Below are 18,050 nucleotides of genomic sequence, written 5' to 3'. Positions count from 1 at the left end.
ATTGGCGGAACCAATGTGCTGGTCCGCGGAGTCGAGCGGGACGGCAGAACGAAGGCGCTGGTCCGCGAAGTGATGTCCCCGCCCCTCCTCGCCTCGTGAGCACGCCGAAGCCCCGCCGACCGCACGAGTACGGGGAGTTGCCCGGAGCCGGTCGGCCGGACGAGGATGGCGAGCACGTCATCGCCCGCCCCTGCGCCCGACCCGGTGCGGTTCGACCTCAGGAAAGGCCGCCGCATGGCCCGCGCTCGCCGACCGGCCGCGACAGGCCGGTCCTCGTCCGGCCGGTCCTCGTCCAGCCGGTCCTCGTCCGGCCGGTCCTCGTCCAGCCGGTCCTCGTCCGGCCGGTCCAGTACGGCTGCCTCGCCGGGGCGCCGTGCCGGGCGCCGCATCGCACTGTCGGTACTCGTCCTGCTCCTCCTCGCACTGGCGGTGTACGGTGCCGTCACTCTTCCGTACGCGGCCGGCTGGGCCGGGACCCCCGGCACCATCAAGGTCACCGCCTGCCGGGACGAGGGCTCCACGGACACGCCCTCCTACCACTGCTCGGGCACCTTCACCTCGGACGACGGCTCGATCACCGACAGCCACGCCACCGTGTCGGCGGGCTCCCGCGAGGACGGGCACACGATCGACGTACGCCGCTCGGGCACCGGCGGGTACCACGTCCTGGGCTTCGTGCCGGTGGCCGAATCGGTGGCGGCGATCCTGATGGGCGGCGTGCCGTTGCTGGTCACCCTGCTGACCCGGCGCAAGCGTCCGGGCACGCTGAAGAAGGCTTGATGGCTTCCTTCCGTACCGCGGCGACGTCCCGCACACGGCGACGGTGCCGCCGACTCCTCACCCGGTGACGGCTCGCGGCCAGGTCGCCAAGGACGCGTTCGGCGACGGCGAATTCGTCCCACTCGGCCGCCCTTCCGGACTTGCGGGGATCAGCAAGCTGACAGTCGGAACGAGCGACAGCGGCCTTCGCACTGGCCAGGGTGCGCCCGCTGCCGCTGAACTCAGAGCCCTCGCCGGTAGCGAAGCTCAGTGAGCGTGACCTCGTCGTAGGCGTCGTCCTGAGCGGCACCGTCGGCTTGATAGCCGGACCGCTCGTAGAAACGCCGGGCTCGTTGATTGTCAGAGAGGACCCACAGGGCCGACACTTCGAAGCCCTGACTCCTCATCAGCCGGTGAGCCTCTTCGAGGAGCCTCCCACCGATGCCCTGGCCGATCAGATCCGGCAAGACGTACAGTGCATAGACCTCACCGGCCCGTCCAGGACCAGGCACCTCACTGCGACACGGCCCGAAGCAGATCCACCCCACCGGGCCCCGCTCACCGAGCGCCACGAGGTCCCGGGACTGCCGTCCGGGTTGCGAGACCCACTGCCGCCGTTGACTGGCATCACCTTCCACCGTCATGGCATCCAGATACGCCTGGGGAACGATGCCGGCGTACGCCGCCTGCCATCCTCGGACTCGGATCGTCGAAACGGCCTCGACATCGGCCGCACCCATCTCCCGCACGTGCACCATCGCGCCACCGTAGTGGCACAGACGCCTGAGAACGAACTCCGTTCTCCGCGCACTGCCGCCCACAACGGGTAGGCCCCCCGAGCACGAGGCACACCGTCCCTGTGACCTGCGACTTCGAGGTGGCGAAGGCTCAGTGCGGCACCGCGTTTCAAGTTCCTGCCTTCGGCTCGGGCGACGACCCGTGGGCGGCGGACGCCCAGAGAGATCGGCACGAAGGAGTCGAGGGGGGCTCGCCGGCGGCCATCGCTTCAAGCAACTCCTGGTCGCCGTGGGCGGCCCGGTGGACATCCTCCTTGGCCCGCTGGACGATGCGGTCGTAGACGTAGTGGATGACCAGGGTGGAGAGGACGAGGCCGTCGCCGTCCTTCAGCGGGCGTCGTCCCTGTACGCGGTCTCCCGCGCGGCCCGGAGGACAGCTGAAGCTCGTCGTCATCCACGGCGCGGCCGACCGCGCCGAAACGCACCGCACAACGGCACCGTTCGTCGACGTCGAAGGCAACTTCACCCTCCAGGACGCCCGAAGCCCTCGGGAAGCCGCTCGCGGAGCTGTTCACGACATCGCCCGCAGATCCAGCGGCTTCATGACGGACTCCGACGCGCGCGGCAACGCGTTGAGCGGCACCGCGATGACATGTGACCCCTGTCTCCCGTATCCCGCCGCGGGCCGACCGGGCCCCCCGGAAGGGGCCGCCCGAAGGCGCGGTGAACCGCCGACTCCCTCAGCGCGGCGTCACGAAGCCAGTGAGGGACGCCGTGTGGCAGGCAGGACCCGCTGATCGTCGGCGGTTCGTTCCGGTCGGCTCAGCTCGGCCCAGACGGCGTCGAGGGACAGGCCGAGGGTGTCGGCGATCGCCGCGATGGTCGGGAAGGCGGGGGTGGCCACGCGGCCGGTTTCGATCTTCCGGAGAGTCTCCGGCGAGATGTGCGCAGCGAGCGCCACGTCCAGCATCGAGCGGCGGCCACGGGCCCGGCGGAGCAGGGCGCCGAGGCGCTGTCCGCGTTCTACCTCGGCGGGGGTGAGCGGCGACCTGACCATGACCCCATACTAATACCGGTATAGTTAGACCGGGATAGTTATTGGTCGTAGAGGAAAGGCCCCCCATGATTGAGATCCTGAACTCCGCGCGGGTCGAGCGGGCGAGGGAGACCGGCGCCCTGGTCGGAGACATCCTGCACACGCTGAAGCAGCGCAGCGCGGTCGGGACGAACCTGCTGGAGATCGACCAGTGGGCCAAGGAGATGATCACCGAGGCGGGGGCGCAGTCCTGCTACGTCGACTACGCGCCGTCCTTCGGGCGAGGCCCCTTCGGGCACTACATCTGCACGGCCGTCAACGACGGAGTGCTGCATGGCCTGCCGTACGACTACGCGCTGACGGACGGCGATCTGCTGACACTCGACCTCACCGTGGCCAGGGGCGGGGTGGCCGCGGACGCCGCGATCAGCTTTCTGGTGGGCGAGGCCAGGCCGGCGGAGAGCGTCGCGATGATCGAGACCACCGAGCGCGCACTCGCCGCCGGCATCGCCGCCGCCCGGCCCGGCGCGCGGATCGGCGACCTCTCCCACGCCATCGGCACGGTCCTCAGCCAGGCGGGCTACCCGGTCAACACCGAGTTCGGCGGCCACGGCATCGGCTCGACCATGCACCAGGACCCGCACGTCCCCAACACCGGTCGGCCCGGCCGCGGCTACCAGCTGCGCCCCGGACTGCTGCTCGCCCTGGAGCCCTGGGTCATGGCCGACACCGCCACCCTCGTCACCGACCCCGACGGCTGGACTCTGCGCAGCGCGACGGGCTGCCGGACCGCGCACAGCGAGCACACCATCGCCATCACCGACAGCGGGGCCGAGATTCTCACCCTGCCGACGCGGGCACGGTCGTAGTCGCGAGGGAGCCCGCACCGCCGCCGCGTCAGCCGGCCCGGCTGCCGGACGCGGCCGCGCCCCGGTCGTCCCCGGCCGCCGCGCACCGGGAGGTCGCCTCGTCCGAGCGCCGCGCCGCCGGGAGACGCGAGGCTCCCCGGCGGCACGGCGCGGTGGGTCAGCCCACGGCCAGCCAGTGGTCGTAGGCGCTCACCATGCGATAGGTGCGTGTGGGGCAGTAGAAGGCGCTGTTCGGCGCGTCGTATCCGGTGTCGGAGTTGGCCGGGGACGCCGCGGTCCAGGCTCCGCCCACGCGCACCGATATGTTCGAGGACTCGACGGTGATGCCGGCCAGGGCGTCACAGGAGCCGGCCCGGCCCGAGGACCCCACCGTGGAGTACAACTCGTAGATGTCCCAGCCGTCGTACCGGGCCTGTGTGGTGCCCGACTGGCTGTACAGCCGGTCCCAGCCGCGGGTGCGGTAGTTGTACAGGTCGGCGGCCCATGTGTTGCTCGCCGCGGACGTCTTGATCACCCGGCCGGTGTAGGCGCTGGAGGAACCGTCCGTGTAGGTGCTCAGGAAGCCGCTGTCGATGGGCACCGACGCCTCGAAGGTGACGTTGCGGCACCAGTCCCAGGCGGACACCGACGCCTCGCCCTGGTTGTAGACGGTCACCAGCTCGACGCAGGAGCCGCCCGCCGGATACATGGTCGGCGTGTAGAGGGTGGTGTCGGCGCCCCTGACCCGTACCTGGGTGGAGACGGACTGCGTGGCGCAGGAGCCGTCGCTGCCCTGCAACCGCTTGAACGCGGTGCCCTGCGCCGGATGGATGGCCGTCGCCGCGAGACTTCCGCCGTTGCGGACGGCACCGGGAGCGGCCAGGGCGCCCTTGCCGGGCACGTAACCGCGGGCGGCCCGGTGCGAGTCGGTCAGCGGGCCGAGCCGGCGGGTGACCTCGCGCGGAGAGAGCGCCCCTTCCACTCCCCGGCCGGAGAGCGTTGCCGAGGCGCACAGGCCGGCTGCGGAGGGGGCGGCGGAGCGGGGGTTCGTGGGGTGGGCGGCCTCGCGGGCGTTCGCGCTGTCCGGGCTCGCCAACAGCGCGATAACGGCGCAGGTCAGGAGCGCGGGGACGGCTCTGAGTGTCTTCACGATGCGTCTTCCTTACTCGGCGTGCGGGCAGGGCCGGACGCCGGAGGTGGGGGGGATGGACGGAACGACCGGGACGCGTGATCCGGGCGGTTCCGTGCGGGGAGGCGGGGAGGTGGGGAGGGCCGACGCCTGCCAGCCACGTGACCGTGTCCGTTCAAAGTCTGGATTCGGTCACCCGGCGGCCCTTAGGCTGCTGCGCCGGCGTACGCCCGGGCAATCAGGACGGCCGGAATACGGATACGCAAAGAAGTAGAGAAGTCCTGAACCGGCCCGGCGCACGTGCGGGCTGGGGACGCAGACCGGAGGGGCGCGGTGGTCCTCGTGGACGAGTCCGAGGTGGCGGCGCGGGTGCGGCGCACCCTCGGCTCCCCGAACGCCGCCGCCCTGGTACTGCTGGTCGAGGGCGCGGCGGGCACGGGCAAGTCGCATCTCGTACGCCGGCTCCGCGCCGCTGTTCCGGCCGGTGTGGAGTGTGCCGTGCGCTCCGCCGCCGGGCGACTGCCGACGGGGCGGCCGGAGGCGGGCAGGAAACCCGGTTCCGCCTCGCCCGCCGTACCGTCCGCCATGTGCCCGGTCCAGGGGCCGGTCCGGGGGTGCGCGGTACTGATCGTGGACGACGTCCAGGAGGCGGGTGAAGCCGACCGGGAGCTGTTGTGGGAGACCGTGCGCAGGGCGGCCCCCGGTCAGGTCCTGGTGCTGGCCTACCGGCCGGAGGAACTGGCCGTGCGCGGTCTGCCCCTGGGCCGCCCGTTGGCGCCCCCGGCGGGTACCGCTGTCGTGCGTCACCGGGTGGGACCGCTCGACCTCGCGGCCGTACGGCGGCTGCTCGCCGCCCGGCTCGGCCCGCTGCCGCCCTCCTCCCCCGCCGCGCCGGACGTCCTGCTGCACCGGCTGACCGGCGGGGTGGCTCAAGTCGTCGTGGACGTACTGGAGATGCTCGGCGGAGCGGCGCGCGGCGGCCGGCCGCTCACCGCCGACGAGGTGGCGGCGCTGGAGCCGCCGCCGCGCCTGTCCGAGCTGGTCCTCGCCAGAACGGCCGCCGTCCCGGCCGGATTCCGGTCCCTGGTCCGGGCGGCCGCGATACTGGGCAGTCCGGCCGGCCGAGTCGGCGCTCGGCCCGCCTCGGCCGCCGAGCTGGCGGAGATCGCCGGACTTCCCGGGGCCGCGGGCGAGGAAGGACTCGTCCGGGCCCTGGACGTGTCGGCCTTGCAGGAACTCGGTCCCGACGCCTACGGGTTCGCCGTCCCGCTGGCCGCCGACGCGGTCACCGCCGTACTGCCGGGGCCGGTGCGCGCCGCTCTGCACCGCGCGGCGGCCCGGGTGCTGGGCCGCCGCCGGCAACCGCCCTGGCCGTCCATCGCCGCGCACCTGGAGGCCGGCGGCCACGAGCGCGGGCGACTGCGTGCCGTCGAACGTGCCGTCGGCGCCCACATGGAGGGGGGCCGTCACGACGAGGCCGACCGGCTGCTGCGCCGCACCCTCGCCGACGGGCGCCTGGCGACGCACTCCAGGGCCCGGCTCGCGAGCCTGGCGATGGGTCCACTGGCGGCGGCGCTGCCGGCCGCCACCGCCGGACGGCTGCTGTCCTCGATCGCCGCGAATCCCGCGCTGCCGGGGGCGGTACGCGGTCGCGCGCGGATCTCGCTGGCGCTGGCGCTGTGCGGTCCGCGGCCGCCCGACCGGGAGGGCTGGCTGTGCCTGGAGCGGACGGCGTGCGAACTGACCGCGTACGAGGTGTTCGCTCAACCTGGGCTGGTGGCGCGGGTGTTGTCCGGCATGGCCATACCGCACTGGCCCGGTGCCACCGTCGCGGAGCATCTGCGCTGGCTGGAGCGGGCCGAGGTGACAGCGGCGGCGGTCGCGGAGCCCGCCCTGCACGCGGCCGTCGCGGCCAACGGGGTCTCCCTGCTGCTGACCGTGGGCGCGCCCCGGGCCGATGACACCTTCGCCGTCCCGCCCGGCCCGGACGCGGACCCCGAGTGCCTCCACCACTGGGCGCGCGGCCTGTCCAACGCCGCCGACGCCGTCACCTGGCTGGGCCGTTACCAGGAGGCCCGCAACTGGCTGGACCAGAGCCTGGCCCACCCGGGCCGCCCGCACACGGACTCCACCGCCACGCTGGCCGGGCGCGGCGCCGCGCTGTTGCTCGACTGCTTCACCGGCCGCTGGGCCGGACTGGCCGAGCGGGCCGAGCGGTTGGTGGCCCAGGTCTCGGGCAGTCCGGTGCTCGGCACCGACGCCCACCTGGTGCTGGCTTCCCTGGCCCTGGCCCGCGGGGAGTGGCAGCAGGTCACCGACTGCCTGCTGGGGCCCGGGGCCCTGCCGCTGGACGCCCAGTTGGTGCCGGTCGCCTCGGCCGCCTCCGCCCTCCTGATCCGTCTCGCCCTCGCCCGGGGCGACGGTGAAGCAGCCCGGGCACAGGCGGTGGCCGCCTGGAACCGGCTGCGCCGCAAGGGCATCTGGGCCTGGGCCGCGGAGGCCGCGCCCTGGGCGGTCACCGCGGCGCTGGCCGCCGGCCGGCCGGCCGAGGCCGCGCAGCTGGCCGAGGAGTTCACCGGCGGGCTGCACGCGCCGCCACCCCCTGCCGCCGCGGCCGCCGCCCACTGGTGCGCCGCCGCCCTGGCCGAGCACAGCGGCGATCACGCGGAGGCCCGCGCCCGCTACCGGGCAGCGGCCGCCGGATACGCCGCCCTGCCCCGGCCCTACCTGGCCGCGCTGGCCACCGAGGCCGCCGCCCGCTGCGCGCTGGCCACGGGGGACCGGGCATCGGCCCGGACGGAACTGGAAGGCGCCGTGCGCGACTTCGCCGGCCTGGGGGCGACCTGGGACACCGCCCGGGTACGCGCTGACCTCCGGCTGCTCACCGAGCCCCGCCGCGGACGCCCTTCTCACGCTTTCGGGCTCTCACCCCGGGAACGCGAGGTCGCGGACCTGGCCGCCCGCGGCCTCACCAACCGCGAGATCGCCACCACCCTCCACCTCTCCCCGCGCACGGTCGAACAGCACGTCAGCCGGGCCATGCGCAAACTCTCCGCCCCCTCCCGCCGGGCCCTCACGCTTCCGCCGCTCCCGGACCCGGACCCGGCCCTGGCCCCCGACCCGGACCTGGACCTGGCCCCGGACCCGGCCCCGGACCGCGGCTAGCCCGGCGACCGCGTCGCCCGTCCTTCGCGCACGGGCCGCTACGGCGGGCGCGCGTGGCGGGTGCTTGCCGCAGGGATCATTCGCCCTTCTTATATACCCCCCGCGGGTATGCTACGGCACAGCCTGATCAGTACCCCCCGGGGGTATACAGACAGGAAGGGTGGAGTCATGACAGCCGTCAATCCCCGGCGTTGATGGGCGCTCGCCGTGCTCGCCGCCGCCCAGTTCATGGTCATCATGGACACGTCGATCATCGGGGTGGCGCTTCCCGAGATGCAGAAGGACCTCGGCTTCTCGCAGGGCGCGTTGCAGTGGGTCTTCAACGCCTATGTCATCGCCTTCGGCGGCCTGCTCCTGCTCGGCGGCCGGCTCTCCGACCTGCTCGGGGCCCGCAAGGTCTTCACCACGGGCTGGGTCGTCCTGATCGCCGGTTCCGTCGTCGCCGCCGCCGCGCAGAACGCCTCCGTGGAGGTCGCCGGCCGTGCGGTCCAGGGCGTGGGCGGCGCGCTGATCGCGCCGGCGGCCATGACGCTGCTCATGATGCTCTTCGCCCACGACCCGAAGTGAGCGGGAGGGTCAGTTGCAGGACCGCGAGGGAGGTGGAGGCCGTCAGGGCGAGGGCCAGCAGCCCCCAGAGCGCGAGCGTGCACCGCGGTGTCCGATGCGCCCAGGGGCTGCGCGTCAGCGCGCGCGGCAGGCAGACTCCGCAGACGACCGCCACCGTCAGGGGCGCCAGGACGTGGTGCAGGCCCAGCAGGAACTCGGCCGCGCCGCGCAATGATCCGCTCACCGACCTCCCTCCGGCGGTCTCGCGTCGGCGGGCATGTGCCCGGCGGCGCGGAGCGCGGCCGCCAGTGCGGACACGTCCTCCGGGGGCATGTGCTCCACGAAGCGCTGGAGTGCGGCCTGCCGGTCCTCGGTGCTGCCGAGGGCCTCCTGCATCAGGCTCGCCGTGTTCTCCTCGCGGCTCCGCCGGGCTTCGTACAGCCAGGCGCGCCCCGCCTTCTCGCGCCGGAGCATGCCCTTGCGGTGCAGGATGTCCGCGACGGTCATCACCGTGGTGTAGGCGACCGGCCTGGTCAGGTTGATGTCGTCGACGATCTCCCGGACGGTGCCGGGCCGCCCCCAGCGCCAGAGGCGGTCCATGATTTCGGCTTCCAAGTCGCCGCGCCGTCGCACTTGTTCCCCTCCGCCGCCCGTCACCGAGGCGCTCTTCATCGTAGGCCACGTGTTCGGCCCGTCCGGCCCGTTCGGCCTGTTCGGATCTCCGGACCGACCGCTGTGTCGGCATACCTGGGTGGGGTATACCCGACCCATGATGTCGTACGGCGGACATGTCCGCACCGGCGGCCCCCGCGGGCCCGTGCGCCGGACTCCGCGGGCTCCGCGGCTCCGGTTCGCCGGGGCCGCGGGCTCCGGTTCGCCGGGACCGGACGGGTGCTGGTGCGTCAGGTGTTCGGTCTGTGCCTGGGTCCGGACCCCGACCGGGTCCGGGTCCGCGGCTGCGGGCCGGTCGCGCGGCGGGCGCGGGAGGGTGACGCGCACCGGGGCCCGGGCGGAGCGGTCCGCCCGGGCCCCGGTGCGTGGAGGCCGGCTCGTCCCCCTCATGCGCGGACGAGCCGGGCGATGGCCGAGGACGCCTCGCTGACCTTGGTCCTGGCCTGCTCACCGCCCTCCACGATGGCCTGCGTGACACAGGAGTTGAGGTGTTCGTCCAGGAGGGCCAGCGCGCAGGACTGCAGCGCGGCGCTGGTGGCGGCGACCTGGGTGAGGACGTCGATGCAGTACGCGCCCTCCTCGACCATCCGCTGCGGGCCGCGGACCTGGCCTTCGATCCGGCGCAGCCGTCTGACGACGTCGTCCTGGTGGGCCATGGCGGCCTCCTTGTCCTCGTCGGCGCCTCAGCGGTCGGCGGGCCGGAAGCCGCGCAGCCGGAGGCTGTTGCCGACCACGAAGACCGAGGAGAAGGCCATGGCCGCACCGGCGATCATCGGGTTGAGCAGACCGGCGGCGGCGAGCGGAAGCGCGGCGACGTTGTAGGCGAAGGCCCAGAAGAGGTTGGTCCGGATGGTGCCCAGCGTCTTGCGGGACAGCCGGATGGCGTCGGCCGCGACCCTGAGATCGCCGCGCACCAGGGTCAGGTCGCCGGCTTCGATGGCGGCGTCCGTGCCGGTGCCCATGGCCAGTCCCAGGTCCGCCTGGGCCAGGGCCGCGGCGTCGTTCACGCCGTCACCGACCATGGCGACGGAACGGCCCTCGCCCTGCAGACGCTTGACGACGTCCACCTTGTCCTGCGGCAGGACCTCCGCGATCACCTGCTCGGCGGCGATCCCCGCCTCGGCGGCGACGGCTTCGGCGACCGCCCGGTTGTCCCCGGTCAGCAGGATCGGCGTCAGGCCGAGCGCGCGCAGCCTGCGGACGGCCTCCGGACTCGTCTCCTTGATGGCGTCGGCCACCTCCAGCACCGCGCGGGCCTCGCCGTCCCAGGCCACCAGGACGGCCGTACGCCCGGCGGTCTCCGCGGCGGCCTTGGCGCGGGCCAGTGCGGCGGGCAGCGCGATGGCCCACTGGGCGAGCAGTCGCTCACGGCCGACGAGCACCGCGTGTCCGTCCACGACGCCCTGCACACCGAGGCCGGCGATGTTGGCGAAGTCCTCGGGAGCGGGCAGGGTGCCCACGCGGGCGGCGGCTCCGGCGGCGACGGCCTGGGCGATGGGGTGCTCGGAGGCGTGTTCCAGGGCGCCGGCCAGCCGCAGCGCCTCCGTCTCGTCGGTCCCCTCGGCGGTGTGCGCGGTGAGCAGGGTCATCCGGCCGGTGGTGACGGTGCCGGTCTTGTCCAGGACGATGGTGTCGACCTTGCGGGTGGTCTCCAGCACCTCGGGCCCCTTGATGAGGATGCCGAGCTGGGCGCCGCGCCCGGTGCCGACCATGAGGGCGGTGGGGGTGGCCAGGCCCAGGGCGCAGGGGCAGGCGATGATGAGGACGGCGACGGCGGCGGTGAACGCGGCGGTCAGTCCGGCGCCGTTGCCCAGCCAGAAGCCCAGGGTGCCCAGGGCCAGGGCGATGACCACCGGCACGAAGACGGCCGAGATCCGGTCGGCGAGGCGCTGGGCCGCGGCCTTGCCGTTCTGCGCGTCCTCGACGAGCCGGGCCATCCGGGCCAGTTGGGTGTCGGCCCCGACCCGGGTGGCCTCGACGACGAGCCGGCCGCCCGCGTTGAGCGTGGCTCCGGTGACGCCGTCGCCCACCGCCACCTCGACCGGCACGGACTCGCCGGTGAGCAGGGAGGCGTCCACGGCCGACGAGCCCTCGACCACCGTGCCGTCGGTCGCGATCTTCTCGCCGGGGCGCACCAGGAACCGGTCGCCGACGGCCAGTTGGGCGACCGGGACGAGTTCCTCGCGGCCGTCGCGGAGCACGGTGACTTCCTTGGCGCCCAGTTCCAGCAGGGCCTTCAGGGCGGCACCGGCCTTGCGCTTGGACCGGGCCTCGAAGTACCGGCCGGCCAGGATGAACGCCGTGACTCCGGCGGCGGCCTCCAGGTAGATGCTCCCGGCGCCGTCGGTGCGGGAGATGGTCAGCTCGAAGGGGTGGGTCATGCCGGGCCGGCCGGCGGTGCCGAAGAACAGCGCCCACAGCGACCACAGGAACGCCGCCGAGGTGCCGACCGAGATCAGCGTGTCCATGGTGGCGGCGCCGTGCCTTGCGTTGGTCCAGGCCGCCCGGTGGAACGGCCACGCGGCATAGGTGACCACCGGCGCCGCCAGGGTCAGGGAGAGCCACTGCCAGTACTCGAACTGGAAGGCCGGGACCATCGCCGTCAGGATCACCGGCACCGCGAGGACCATGGCGGTGATGAGCCGCAGGCGCAGCGGGCGCAGCCCGTCCTCCTCCGCTCCGTTCCCGGCGTCGTCCGTGGCGGCCGGTGCCGTACGGGCGGGCTCGGGCTCGCGCGCGGTGTAGCCGGTGGCCTCGACGGTGGCGATCAGGTCGGCGACCCCGATGTCCTCGCGGTAGGTGACCTTGGCCTTCTCGGTGGCGTAGTTGACGGTGGCCTCGACACCGTCCATGCGGTTGAGCTTCTTCTCGATCCGGGCGGCGCACGAGGCGCAGGTCATGCCGCCGATGGCGAGTTCGACCTCGGCCGCGCCGGGCGTGATGGTGGTCATGTCTCTGCTCCTCGGAGCTCTGGGGGCTTGCCGTACCGGAGCGGTCCCGCCCGTGCCGGAGCGGGACCGGCCCGGGCGGGACCGGCCGGTCAGCCGGTACGGGCGGGACCGGCCGGTCAGGCGGCCGTCCGGCCGGCGAAGTCGTAGCCGGCCTCGTCGACGGTCTGGGCGATCAGCGCGTCGAGCGCCTCGTCGGGCGCGGCGGCGGCCGTCACCGTCACCAGGCCGGTGCCGATCTCCACCTCGACCGCGGAGACCTCGTCCAGGCCACCGACCGCCTTGGCGACGACACCCTGGCAGTGGGCGCTCCCGACGCCGCCGACCTTGTAAGTGACCTTGTTGCCGGCGTTGCCGGCGTTGCCGGCGTTGCCGGTGCCGCTGGCGTTTCCGGTGCTGTCGGCGTCGGTGTGGCAGTTGCCGTCCGGGGTGCAGCAGTTCGACACGGGGTCCTCCCATTGGAACGATTCATACCCCCAGGGGGTATCTCGACGCCTCCATGTATACCCCCCACCCGTATGCCGCGCAACCTCCGCCTCCGGCCCGCACCCCCGGCTTGACTAGATACCCCCCTGGGGTATGTTGGCCTGACGGCCGGCCGCACTGCCAAGCGGCCTGTGAGATGAGGAGAGCTGGCCATGAACACCGCACTGCGGATCACCGTCTTCGCCGCCGCGCTCGCCGCGACCTTCGGCACCGCCTACGGCGTCGGAGGCACCGTGGGCGCCATCGACCCGCGGCCGGCGGCCGGCACGCACAGCGGCCATGCCGCCTCCGGACCCGGCCACGCCGGCCACACCGAGGCGGCGGGCGGCGGGCACGCCGAGGAGACGCCGGGCGGCCTGGAGATCTCCCGGGACGGCTACACGCTCGCCCTGGGCACCTCGCGCACGCAGGCGGGCCGGGAAGCAGAACTGCGCTTCGGGATCGTGCGGGACGCCACGGGCCGCAAGGTCACCGCCTACCAGCGGGAACACGGCAAGGAACTGCACCTGGTCGTCGCCTCACGCGACCTCACCGTCTACCGCCACCTGCATCCGACGCGTGCCGCCGACGGCACCTGGAGCGCGCCGGTGAACCTGCCCGGCGCGGGCGGCTACCGCGTCTTCGCCGACTTCCGGCCGCAGGGCGGGGAACCCCTCACGCTCGGCGCCGATCTCGCCGTTTCCGGGCCGTACGAGCCGGCGGCGCTGCCCGGGCCCAGCGCGATCGCCGAAGTGGACGGCTACCAAGTGCGCCTCGACGGCGAACCGGCCCCCGGCAGGGCCACCGAACTGAGCCTCACCGTCACCAGGCAGGGGCGCCCGGTGCGGGACCTCCAGCCCTATCTCGGCGCCTACGGACATCTCGTCGCCCTGCGCTCCGGCGACCTCGCCTATCTGCACGTGCACCCCACCGGCGAGCCCGGCGACGGCCGCACCGAGCCCGGACCGAAGGTCTCCTTCATGGCGACGGCGCCGAGCGCGGGCGCGTACCGGCTGTTCTTCGACTTCCAGCACGCGGGCAAGGTGCGTACGGCGGCGTTCACGGTGCACGCGGGCGGGACGGTGGCCGCGGACACGGACACGGACACGGACCCGGCACCGGCGACCGCGCCCGCACCCGCGTCCGCGTCCGGCGAGGCGACCCACGAACACTGAGGCCACGGACGGTCGCGGCGGTCGCGGCGCAGCCGGTCAGCGGCTGTGGTCCGGAGGAAGGACGCTGAGGTCGCCGTAGCCCGACAGGACGCCGGTCAGGTCACCGGGTTCGTGCCGCAGGGTGGTGTCCAGGAAGGCGAGGGTGGTCGCGGCGACGACGCGCGGGCTCCTGGTGCGGCCCAGGGAGCCGACTATCGAGGGCACGGGCGGCAGGTACAGGGGCCCGTCCATGAAGGTGAGGTGCGCGGCGCCGGGGATGGTGAGCCGGTAGCTCGTCGCGGTGCTGTGCTTGAGGGCTTCGGTGAGGCGGGGCAGGTAACGCGGGTCGGTTTGGGGGGTGATGGCCTGGGTGAGCACGAGCGTCGGCTGGTGGAGGGAAGGGGAGGTGGGGCCGTGGGGGTAGCCGTCCAGGTCGATGACGGCGCCGAAGCGGCGGTCCTGCCGGCCTGCCTGCAGCGCGGCGGCCCCACCCATGGAGTGACCGCCGACCGCGGCCCGGCCGGTGTCCAGCCGTCCGGTCAGCGGTCCGGTGATCTCACCTCGGTCCAGACGGCCCAGCTGGGTGAGGACGAAGCTGAGGTCGGCGGCCCGCACAGCCGTCCAGCCGGCCGCCAGCTTGTCGTCCTTCTCCCGGTCCCCGGTCGAGGTGGTCCTGCTGCGGATCGTCCGGCCGCTGTCGAGGACGACGGCGGCGGAGTCGTACGGGTGGTCGAGGGCGGCGACCACATAGCCGTGGCTGGCCAGTTCCTCCGCCCAGGCGGTGTTCTGGGTACGCACTCCGCCCGACCCGGGAGAGAACAGCACGACCGGGAACCGTGCGCCCCCACCGGCCACCGGGGCGTCGAAGACCGCATGGGTGTGGGCCCGCGTGGCGCCGTCGACCAGGAAGCCGGGCAGGCCGACCTGGCGGGCGAGGGCGTCGGAGACGGTGCGCGCCTCGTGCTCCGTGCGTCCGAGGTACTGGGCCCGCCGCACGCCTGCGGGGCTCTTTCGCGCGGGGTACCAGAGCTGGACCACGACCGTGCGCCGGTCGTGCGGGTCGGCGGTGAAGGTCTCGGGGCGGTGGGGGTCGGTCCACTGCACCACGTGGGTGCCGACCGCGAAACCGCCCGACGGCTCGGGGAACGCGGGGACGGGAAAGGCCCAGGCGGCCACCGGCCCCGTGGCGATCAGGCCGACGCAGGCCACCGACCCCGGCAACGCCAGCCACCACCGGGCCCGCCACGCCGGCTTCCCGGTACGGCGTCGCAGCTGGGGAGCGAGGGCGAACGGCAACGCGAGGGCGGCGCCCGCCAGAACGGGCGCCAGCTGCCAGCGGAACCCCACCACACTCAGTACGATCACGGACAGCACGAGCACCGCCACCGCCACGAACGTGACGCGTGGACGGGCAGTCGGGGGAAACCAGCGCGCCACCACCAGCGCGACGGCACTCAGCAAGGCCAGGATTTCCAGAGGGGACATGTACAGCCCCGCGAGGGTCTCGGTCACCCGGCCATCCTCCTGACGGGCACGCGCTGCCACATCGCCCCCGGGTCGCCCTCACATGCGACCGCAGTCGCAGTCCGGGCACGCCCCTGTGCTACCTGAGTCGCAGCAGCGTGCCGGGGGCGGAATGTTCTCCGGATGCGAGAGGCCGCCGGACATGCCGAACGACCAGCGGGACATCCCCGACCCGGCCCCGCAGCCACTGGTGGCCCGGGTCGGCGTCGGCGTCGGCGTCGCGCGGGTGCCAGGCCATACCGATGTCCAAGGATCGACCGGCTGATCGCGCGGCGCGAGGTGCACCTTCGGGAGAAGACGGGCCCACCGCCGGGGCCGGGCCCGTGAGGACACGTGCTGGAGCCCGCGTACGGTGATGCGAGTACCGCTCGGCTGCGACCCCGTCCGGCCCCCGAAGTCCCCGAAGCCCCCCAAGCCCCCCAAGTCCCCCAAGTCCCCGAGGCGATCGTCGAACTCACGAGCCTGTTCGCGCCCGGCGGCGGCCACCGCTGGGCCGCGTTCCTCCGTCCTTCTCTGTGGCGACGGCGGCGGCGGACAGCAGCGTCGCGGCGGTGAGGCTGCCCCAGAGGGCGGCCGAGCCGCGGGAGGCGAGAGCGGTGATGACCGCCGGGGAGACGGCGAGGCCGAAGCCCGTGGAGAGCTGGAAGCGGGCGAGGGCGCGCCCCAGGACATGGGCCGGTGCGAGGGCGGTGACGAGCGCGGTGGCGCTGCCGGCATAGATGATCTCCCCGATGGTGCAGACCACGGACACCGTGGCGACGGCCGGGGCACTCCAGCCGCCTCCCAGGGAAGTGGCCGCGAGGAAGCCCAGGTAGGACCCGGCGAGTACCACGCCGGCGAGGGCCAGCACGGTCCGCCGGGAGAAGCGGGACATCAGGACGGTGACCGGAATCTGCAGGGTGACCACCAGCACCGTGTTCGCCACGAAGACGGCCGCCGACCACACCGGGCAGGCGTGCAACTGTGTCACCAGGACCAGAGGCAGCGCGATCTCGGGGACGTTGAGGCAGAAGACGTAGACGACGTTGGCGGCCAGCAGCACGCGCGTGCGAGGCGCGGGCCCGCCGGCCCGGTCCTTGGCCGGGACAGCGGCCGGCCGCGCGTGCACGTGGACCGACCAGGCCAGGGCCGCCGCAGCGAGATAGGCGATCCCGGTGACCGCCGCCAGTGCCCGCAACGCGGTGGTGCCGCCCGCCAGGCACACGGTGGCCAGGAGCGCACCGGCGCCCAGTCCGGCGTTGCGCAGGGCGCGGCCCGCCGCGAGGGCGGCGTCGCGTTCGCGGCCGTGGGCGACCGTGGCCACGAGGGCGGCGTGAGCGGCCGGCCATGCCTGGTTGCCGATGCCGAGGAAGAGCGCCGCCGCCGCGAACAGCCGGACGTGCCCCGCCGGGGCGGCCAGCAGCAGCGCCACGCCCACCACCCGCACCAGCATCGACGCCGCCACGACCGTGCTGCGTGCGCCCCGGTCCAGCCATCGGCCCACCACGGGCATGCACACCAGGCCCACGACGACGCCGACCGTCATGGCGATGCCGGTGGCCGACGCGGACAGCCTCAGCACGGTCACCCCGTAGAGCAGCAGAAAGGGCCGCAGCATGCCGGTGCCGAGCGCGTCCACGGCCAGGGCGACGGCGTAGCGGGGGCCTCCGGAAGCGCGAACGAGGGCGCGCGGCCGGAGCGGCGGCCGGGACTCCGTGGTGGTTGCCATGGCGTCAACGGTGCGTTCAACCGCCGGGACGGCCAGGACGATTGACGGACACCGTCAATCGACGCGTTCGCCGGCCGCCCCACCAGTGATGATGAGGGGATGACGTTGAAGATCGACATCGGCGGACTGCCGTCCGGGCGGCTGCGGTTCGCCGCCTCCCCGCTGGCCGAGCTGACCGCGATGCTGCACGTGCTGGCCGAACCCGGGCATCACCCGCAGCTCGCCGGCTGGGCCGCGGACGTCTGGGCCGGGTTGCGGCCGGAGCTGGCCGAGCGGCTCAGGGAGGCGGAGTTCCTCTGGCGTTCCTCACGAGCCGACTTCCTGGTACCCGCCCGTCCCCGGCCCACCCTCGCCGAGGAGTTGGACGACATGGACCGGATCGACGACGAGACCTATGTGACCGCCGCGCTCGTCACCACGTGCGGCAACAACCGGGTCCACTTCGCCGCGCCGTCGCCGCTCGCCGACGCGACAGCGCGCGGGCGGGCCCTGGACCTGGCCCAGGCCCGCGGCACGCTCCAGGAGACCTTCGCGGAGCGGCTGCTCGCCGACCCGGCCGCCGTACGGGCACGGGTACGTCACACTCTCGAACAGTGCGCCGAGGCTTTCTTCGACGCCGCGTGGGCGGGCGTCGCCGTGCGACTCGCCACCGATCTGCGCCTGAAGAACGACCTGCTGAAGCGCCAGGGCATCGGAGCGGCCCTCGCGTCGGTCTCCAGCGCCGTGACCCTGGCACCGGACGGCAACCGCATCATCGTGGACAAGCTGCAGGACAACGCGACCACCGCCCGCGACACCGGGGTCACCTTCGTCCCCAGCGTCTTCGGCCGCCCGCACCTGGTGGCGGTGCACGCGCCCGGGTGGCAACCGGTGGTGCAGTACCCCGTGGCCGAGGCGAGTCCCTCGGAGCCGGTGTCGCTGGAAACGGTCACGCTACGGCTGGAGTCACTCGCGCACCCGATACGGCTACGGCTGCTGCGCACCCTGGCCCGCGGCCCGCACACCACCGGCGAGCTGGCCCACGCCTGGGAACTCTCGCCCCCGGAGGTGTCCCGCCACCTCGCCGTCCTGCGCCGCGCGGGCCTGCTCACGGCCCGGCGGCAGGGGCGTTACGTCCGTTACACCGTCAACCTGCCCGATCTGACGGCACTCGGGTCCGACCTGCTGGCGGCCGTACTGCGCTGAGCGGCTTTCCCGAGGGATACCGGACGTGGCCGGTGGTCGACCGGAGTCCTCAGCCCTGATTCCTCAGCCCTGATTCCTTACGAGTTGGTGCGTGATAGCGGGTGAGTGTCGTGCCAGGTGGATGGCATGATCCCGCTGTGGCGATCAAGGTCAATCGGGCGGTGTTGGCGCATC

16 protein-coding genes and 1 pseudogene are annotated in these 18,050 nt (G+C 73.6%); 6 read left to right on the top strand and 11 right to left on the bottom strand.

The window, feature by feature from the left end:
* Positions 1-429: 429 nt before the first annotated feature.
* Entirely contained in the window at positions 430-780 is a 351-nt protein-coding gene (locus ABZ858_RS29680; protein WP_361385288.1) for a hypothetical protein, read from the top strand.
* 221 nt (positions 781-1,001) lie between these two features.
* Here ABZ858_RS29680 and ABZ858_RS29675 read toward each other — a convergent pair whose 3' ends face one another.
* The 3 genes from ABZ858_RS29675 to ABZ858_RS29665 all read right to left on the bottom strand — a co-directional run bounded on the left by ABZ858_RS29675 (position 1,002) and on the right by ABZ858_RS29665 (position 2,553).
* Entirely contained in the window at positions 1,002-1,517 is a 516-nt protein-coding gene (locus ABZ858_RS29675) for a GNAT family N-acetyltransferase (RefSeq protein ID WP_361385285.1), read from the bottom strand.
* A gap of 148 nt (positions 1,518-1,665) precedes the next feature.
* A complete protein-coding gene (locus tag ABZ858_RS29670) occupies positions 1,666-1,950 on the bottom strand; it encodes a hypothetical protein (protein WP_361385282.1) in 285 nt (94 codons plus the stop codon).
* Between the two features lie 297 nt (positions 1,951-2,247).
* Positions 2,248-2,553: a helix-turn-helix transcriptional regulator gene (locus ABZ858_RS29665; RefSeq protein ID WP_361385279.1), complete on the bottom strand. Its 306-nt coding sequence runs from the start codon at positions 2,551-2,553 to the stop codon at positions 2,248-2,250.
* A 65-nt stretch (positions 2,554-2,618) separates the two neighbouring features.
* Between ABZ858_RS29665 and map the strand changes: the two genes are divergently transcribed.
* Entirely contained in the window at positions 2,619-3,401 is a 783-nt protein-coding gene (map, locus tag ABZ858_RS29660; RefSeq protein WP_361385276.1) for a type I methionyl aminopeptidase, read from the top strand.
* A 157-nt stretch (positions 3,402-3,558) separates the two neighbouring features.
* Here the strand turns inward: map and ABZ858_RS29655 are convergent, their stop codons facing one another.
* Positions 3,559-4,530: a hypothetical protein gene (locus ABZ858_RS29655; RefSeq protein ID WP_361385273.1), complete on the bottom strand. Its 972-nt coding sequence runs from the start codon at positions 4,528-4,530 to the stop codon at positions 3,559-3,561.
* Between the two features lie 321 nt (positions 4,531-4,851).
* Here ABZ858_RS29655 and ABZ858_RS29650 point away from each other — a divergent pair, with 321 nt between their 5' ends.
* Together ABZ858_RS29650 and ABZ858_RS29645 are read left to right on the top strand one after the other, a co-directional pair.
* Positions 4,852-7,674, top strand: a complete 2,823-nt coding sequence (locus ABZ858_RS29650; RefSeq protein ID WP_361385270.1) for a LuxR C-terminal-related transcriptional regulator — start codon at positions 4,852-4,854, stop codon at positions 7,672-7,674.
* 228 nt (positions 7,675-7,902) lie between these two features.
* Positions 7,903-8,238 (top strand): annotated as a pseudogene (locus ABZ858_RS29645) (MFS transporter); the annotation flags it as partial.
* Here the strand turns inward: ABZ858_RS29645 and ABZ858_RS29640 are convergent.
* The 5 genes from ABZ858_RS29640 to ABZ858_RS29620 all read right to left on the bottom strand — a co-directional run bounded on the left by ABZ858_RS29640 (position 8,210) and on the right by ABZ858_RS29620 (position 12,286).
* Positions 8,210-8,464 (bottom strand): hypothetical protein, encoded by a 255-nt coding sequence (locus ABZ858_RS29640; protein ID WP_361385267.1) that lies wholly within the window; start codon positions 8,462-8,464, stop codon positions 8,210-8,212. The pseudogene ABZ858_RS29645 and the gene ABZ858_RS29640 sit on opposite strands and share 29 nt — an antisense overlap.
* Entirely contained in the window at positions 8,461-8,853 is a 393-nt protein-coding gene (locus ABZ858_RS29635; protein WP_361385264.1) for a BlaI/MecI/CopY family transcriptional regulator, read from the bottom strand. The genes ABZ858_RS29640 and ABZ858_RS29635 overlap by 4 nt, the downstream gene beginning before the upstream one ends.
* A gap of 425 nt (positions 8,854-9,278) precedes the next feature.
* A complete protein-coding gene (locus ABZ858_RS29630; protein WP_361385261.1) occupies positions 9,279-9,548 on the bottom strand; it encodes a metal-sensitive transcriptional regulator in 270 nt (89 codons plus the stop codon).
* Between the two features lie 27 nt (positions 9,549-9,575).
* Positions 9,576-11,843: a heavy metal translocating P-type ATPase gene (locus ABZ858_RS29625; RefSeq protein ID WP_361385258.1), complete on the bottom strand. Its 2,268-nt coding sequence runs from the start codon at positions 11,841-11,843 to the stop codon at positions 9,576-9,578.
* 116 nt (positions 11,844-11,959) lie between these two features.
* Complete coding sequence (locus ABZ858_RS29620) at positions 11,960-12,286, bottom strand: heavy-metal-associated domain-containing protein (RefSeq protein WP_361385255.1); 327 nt, start codon at positions 12,284-12,286, stop codon at positions 11,960-11,962.
* A gap of 192 nt (positions 12,287-12,478) precedes the next feature.
* On the opposite strand from ABZ858_RS29620, the gene ABZ858_RS29615 reads away from it, so the two are divergent.
* Positions 12,479-13,480, top strand: coding sequence for a hypothetical protein (locus ABZ858_RS29615; protein ID WP_361385252.1), 1,002 nt, complete (start codon positions 12,479-12,481; stop codon positions 13,478-13,480).
* A 36-nt stretch (positions 13,481-13,516) separates the two neighbouring features.
* Here the strand turns inward: ABZ858_RS29615 and ABZ858_RS29610 are convergent, their stop codons facing one another.
* Both ABZ858_RS29610 and ABZ858_RS29605 read right to left on the bottom strand, forming a co-directional pair.
* Positions 13,517-14,971, bottom strand: a complete 1,455-nt coding sequence (locus tag ABZ858_RS29610) for a hypothetical protein (RefSeq protein WP_361385249.1) — start codon at positions 14,969-14,971, stop codon at positions 13,517-13,519.
* Positions 14,972-15,437: 466 nt separating this feature from the next.
* Positions 15,438-16,691 carry an MFS transporter gene (locus tag ABZ858_RS29605; RefSeq protein ID WP_361385246.1) on the bottom strand — a complete coding sequence of 418 codons (1,254 nt, stop codon included), beginning with the start codon at positions 16,689-16,691 and terminating at the stop codon, positions 15,438-15,440.
* A 99-nt stretch (positions 16,692-16,790) separates the two neighbouring features.
* Here ABZ858_RS29605 and ABZ858_RS29600 point away from each other — a divergent pair, with 99 nt between their 5' ends.
* A complete protein-coding gene (locus ABZ858_RS29600) occupies positions 16,791-17,876 on the top strand; it encodes a helix-turn-helix domain-containing protein (protein ID WP_361385243.1) in 1,086 nt (361 codons plus the stop codon).
* Positions 17,877-18,050: the final 174 nt, after the last annotated feature.

The organism is Streptomyces sp. NPDC047017, assembly GCF_040644175.1.
GTDB lineage: Bacteria > Actinomycetota > Actinomycetes > Streptomycetales > Streptomycetaceae > Streptomyces.
The sequence above is the reverse complement of the archived record's forward strand: the minus strand, read 5'-3'. Positions and strand labels throughout refer to the sequence as shown.

What these genes read in the sequence shown, in the direction of transcription:
- ABZ858_RS29625 (WP_361385258.1), bottom strand. Translation starts at nt 11,843, where the DNA reads ATGACCACCATCACGCCCGGCGCGGCCGAGGTCGAACTCGCCATCGGC.
- ABZ858_RS29675 (WP_361385285.1), bottom strand. Translation starts at nt 1,517, where the DNA reads ATGGTGCACGTGCGGGAGATGGGTGCGGCCGATGTCGAGGCCGTTTCG.
- ABZ858_RS29665 (WP_361385279.1), bottom strand. Translation starts at nt 2,553, where the DNA reads ATGGTCAGGTCGCCGCTCACCCCCGCCGAGGTAGAACGCGGACAGCGC.
- ABZ858_RS29615 (WP_361385252.1), top strand. Translation starts at nt 12,479, where the DNA reads ATGAACACCGCACTGCGGATCACCGTCTTCGCCGCCGCGCTCGCCGCG.
- ABZ858_RS29600 (WP_361385243.1), top strand. Translation starts at nt 16,791, where the DNA reads ATGACGTTGAAGATCGACATCGGCGGACTGCCGTCCGGGCGGCTGCGG.
- ABZ858_RS29605 (WP_361385246.1), bottom strand. Translation starts at nt 16,691, where the DNA reads ATGGCAACCACCACGGAGTCCCGGCCGCCGCTCCGGCCGCGCGCCCTC.
- ABZ858_RS29630 (WP_361385261.1), bottom strand. Translation starts at nt 9,548, where the DNA reads ATGGCCCACCAGGACGACGTCGTCAGACGGCTGCGCCGGATCGAAGGC.
- ABZ858_RS29670 (WP_361385282.1), bottom strand. Translation starts at nt 1,950, where the DNA reads ATGACGACGAGCTTCAGCTGTCCTCCGGGCCGCGCGGGAGACCGCGTA.
- map (WP_361385276.1), top strand. Translation starts at nt 2,619, where the DNA reads ATGATTGAGATCCTGAACTCCGCGCGGGTCGAGCGGGCGAGGGAGACC.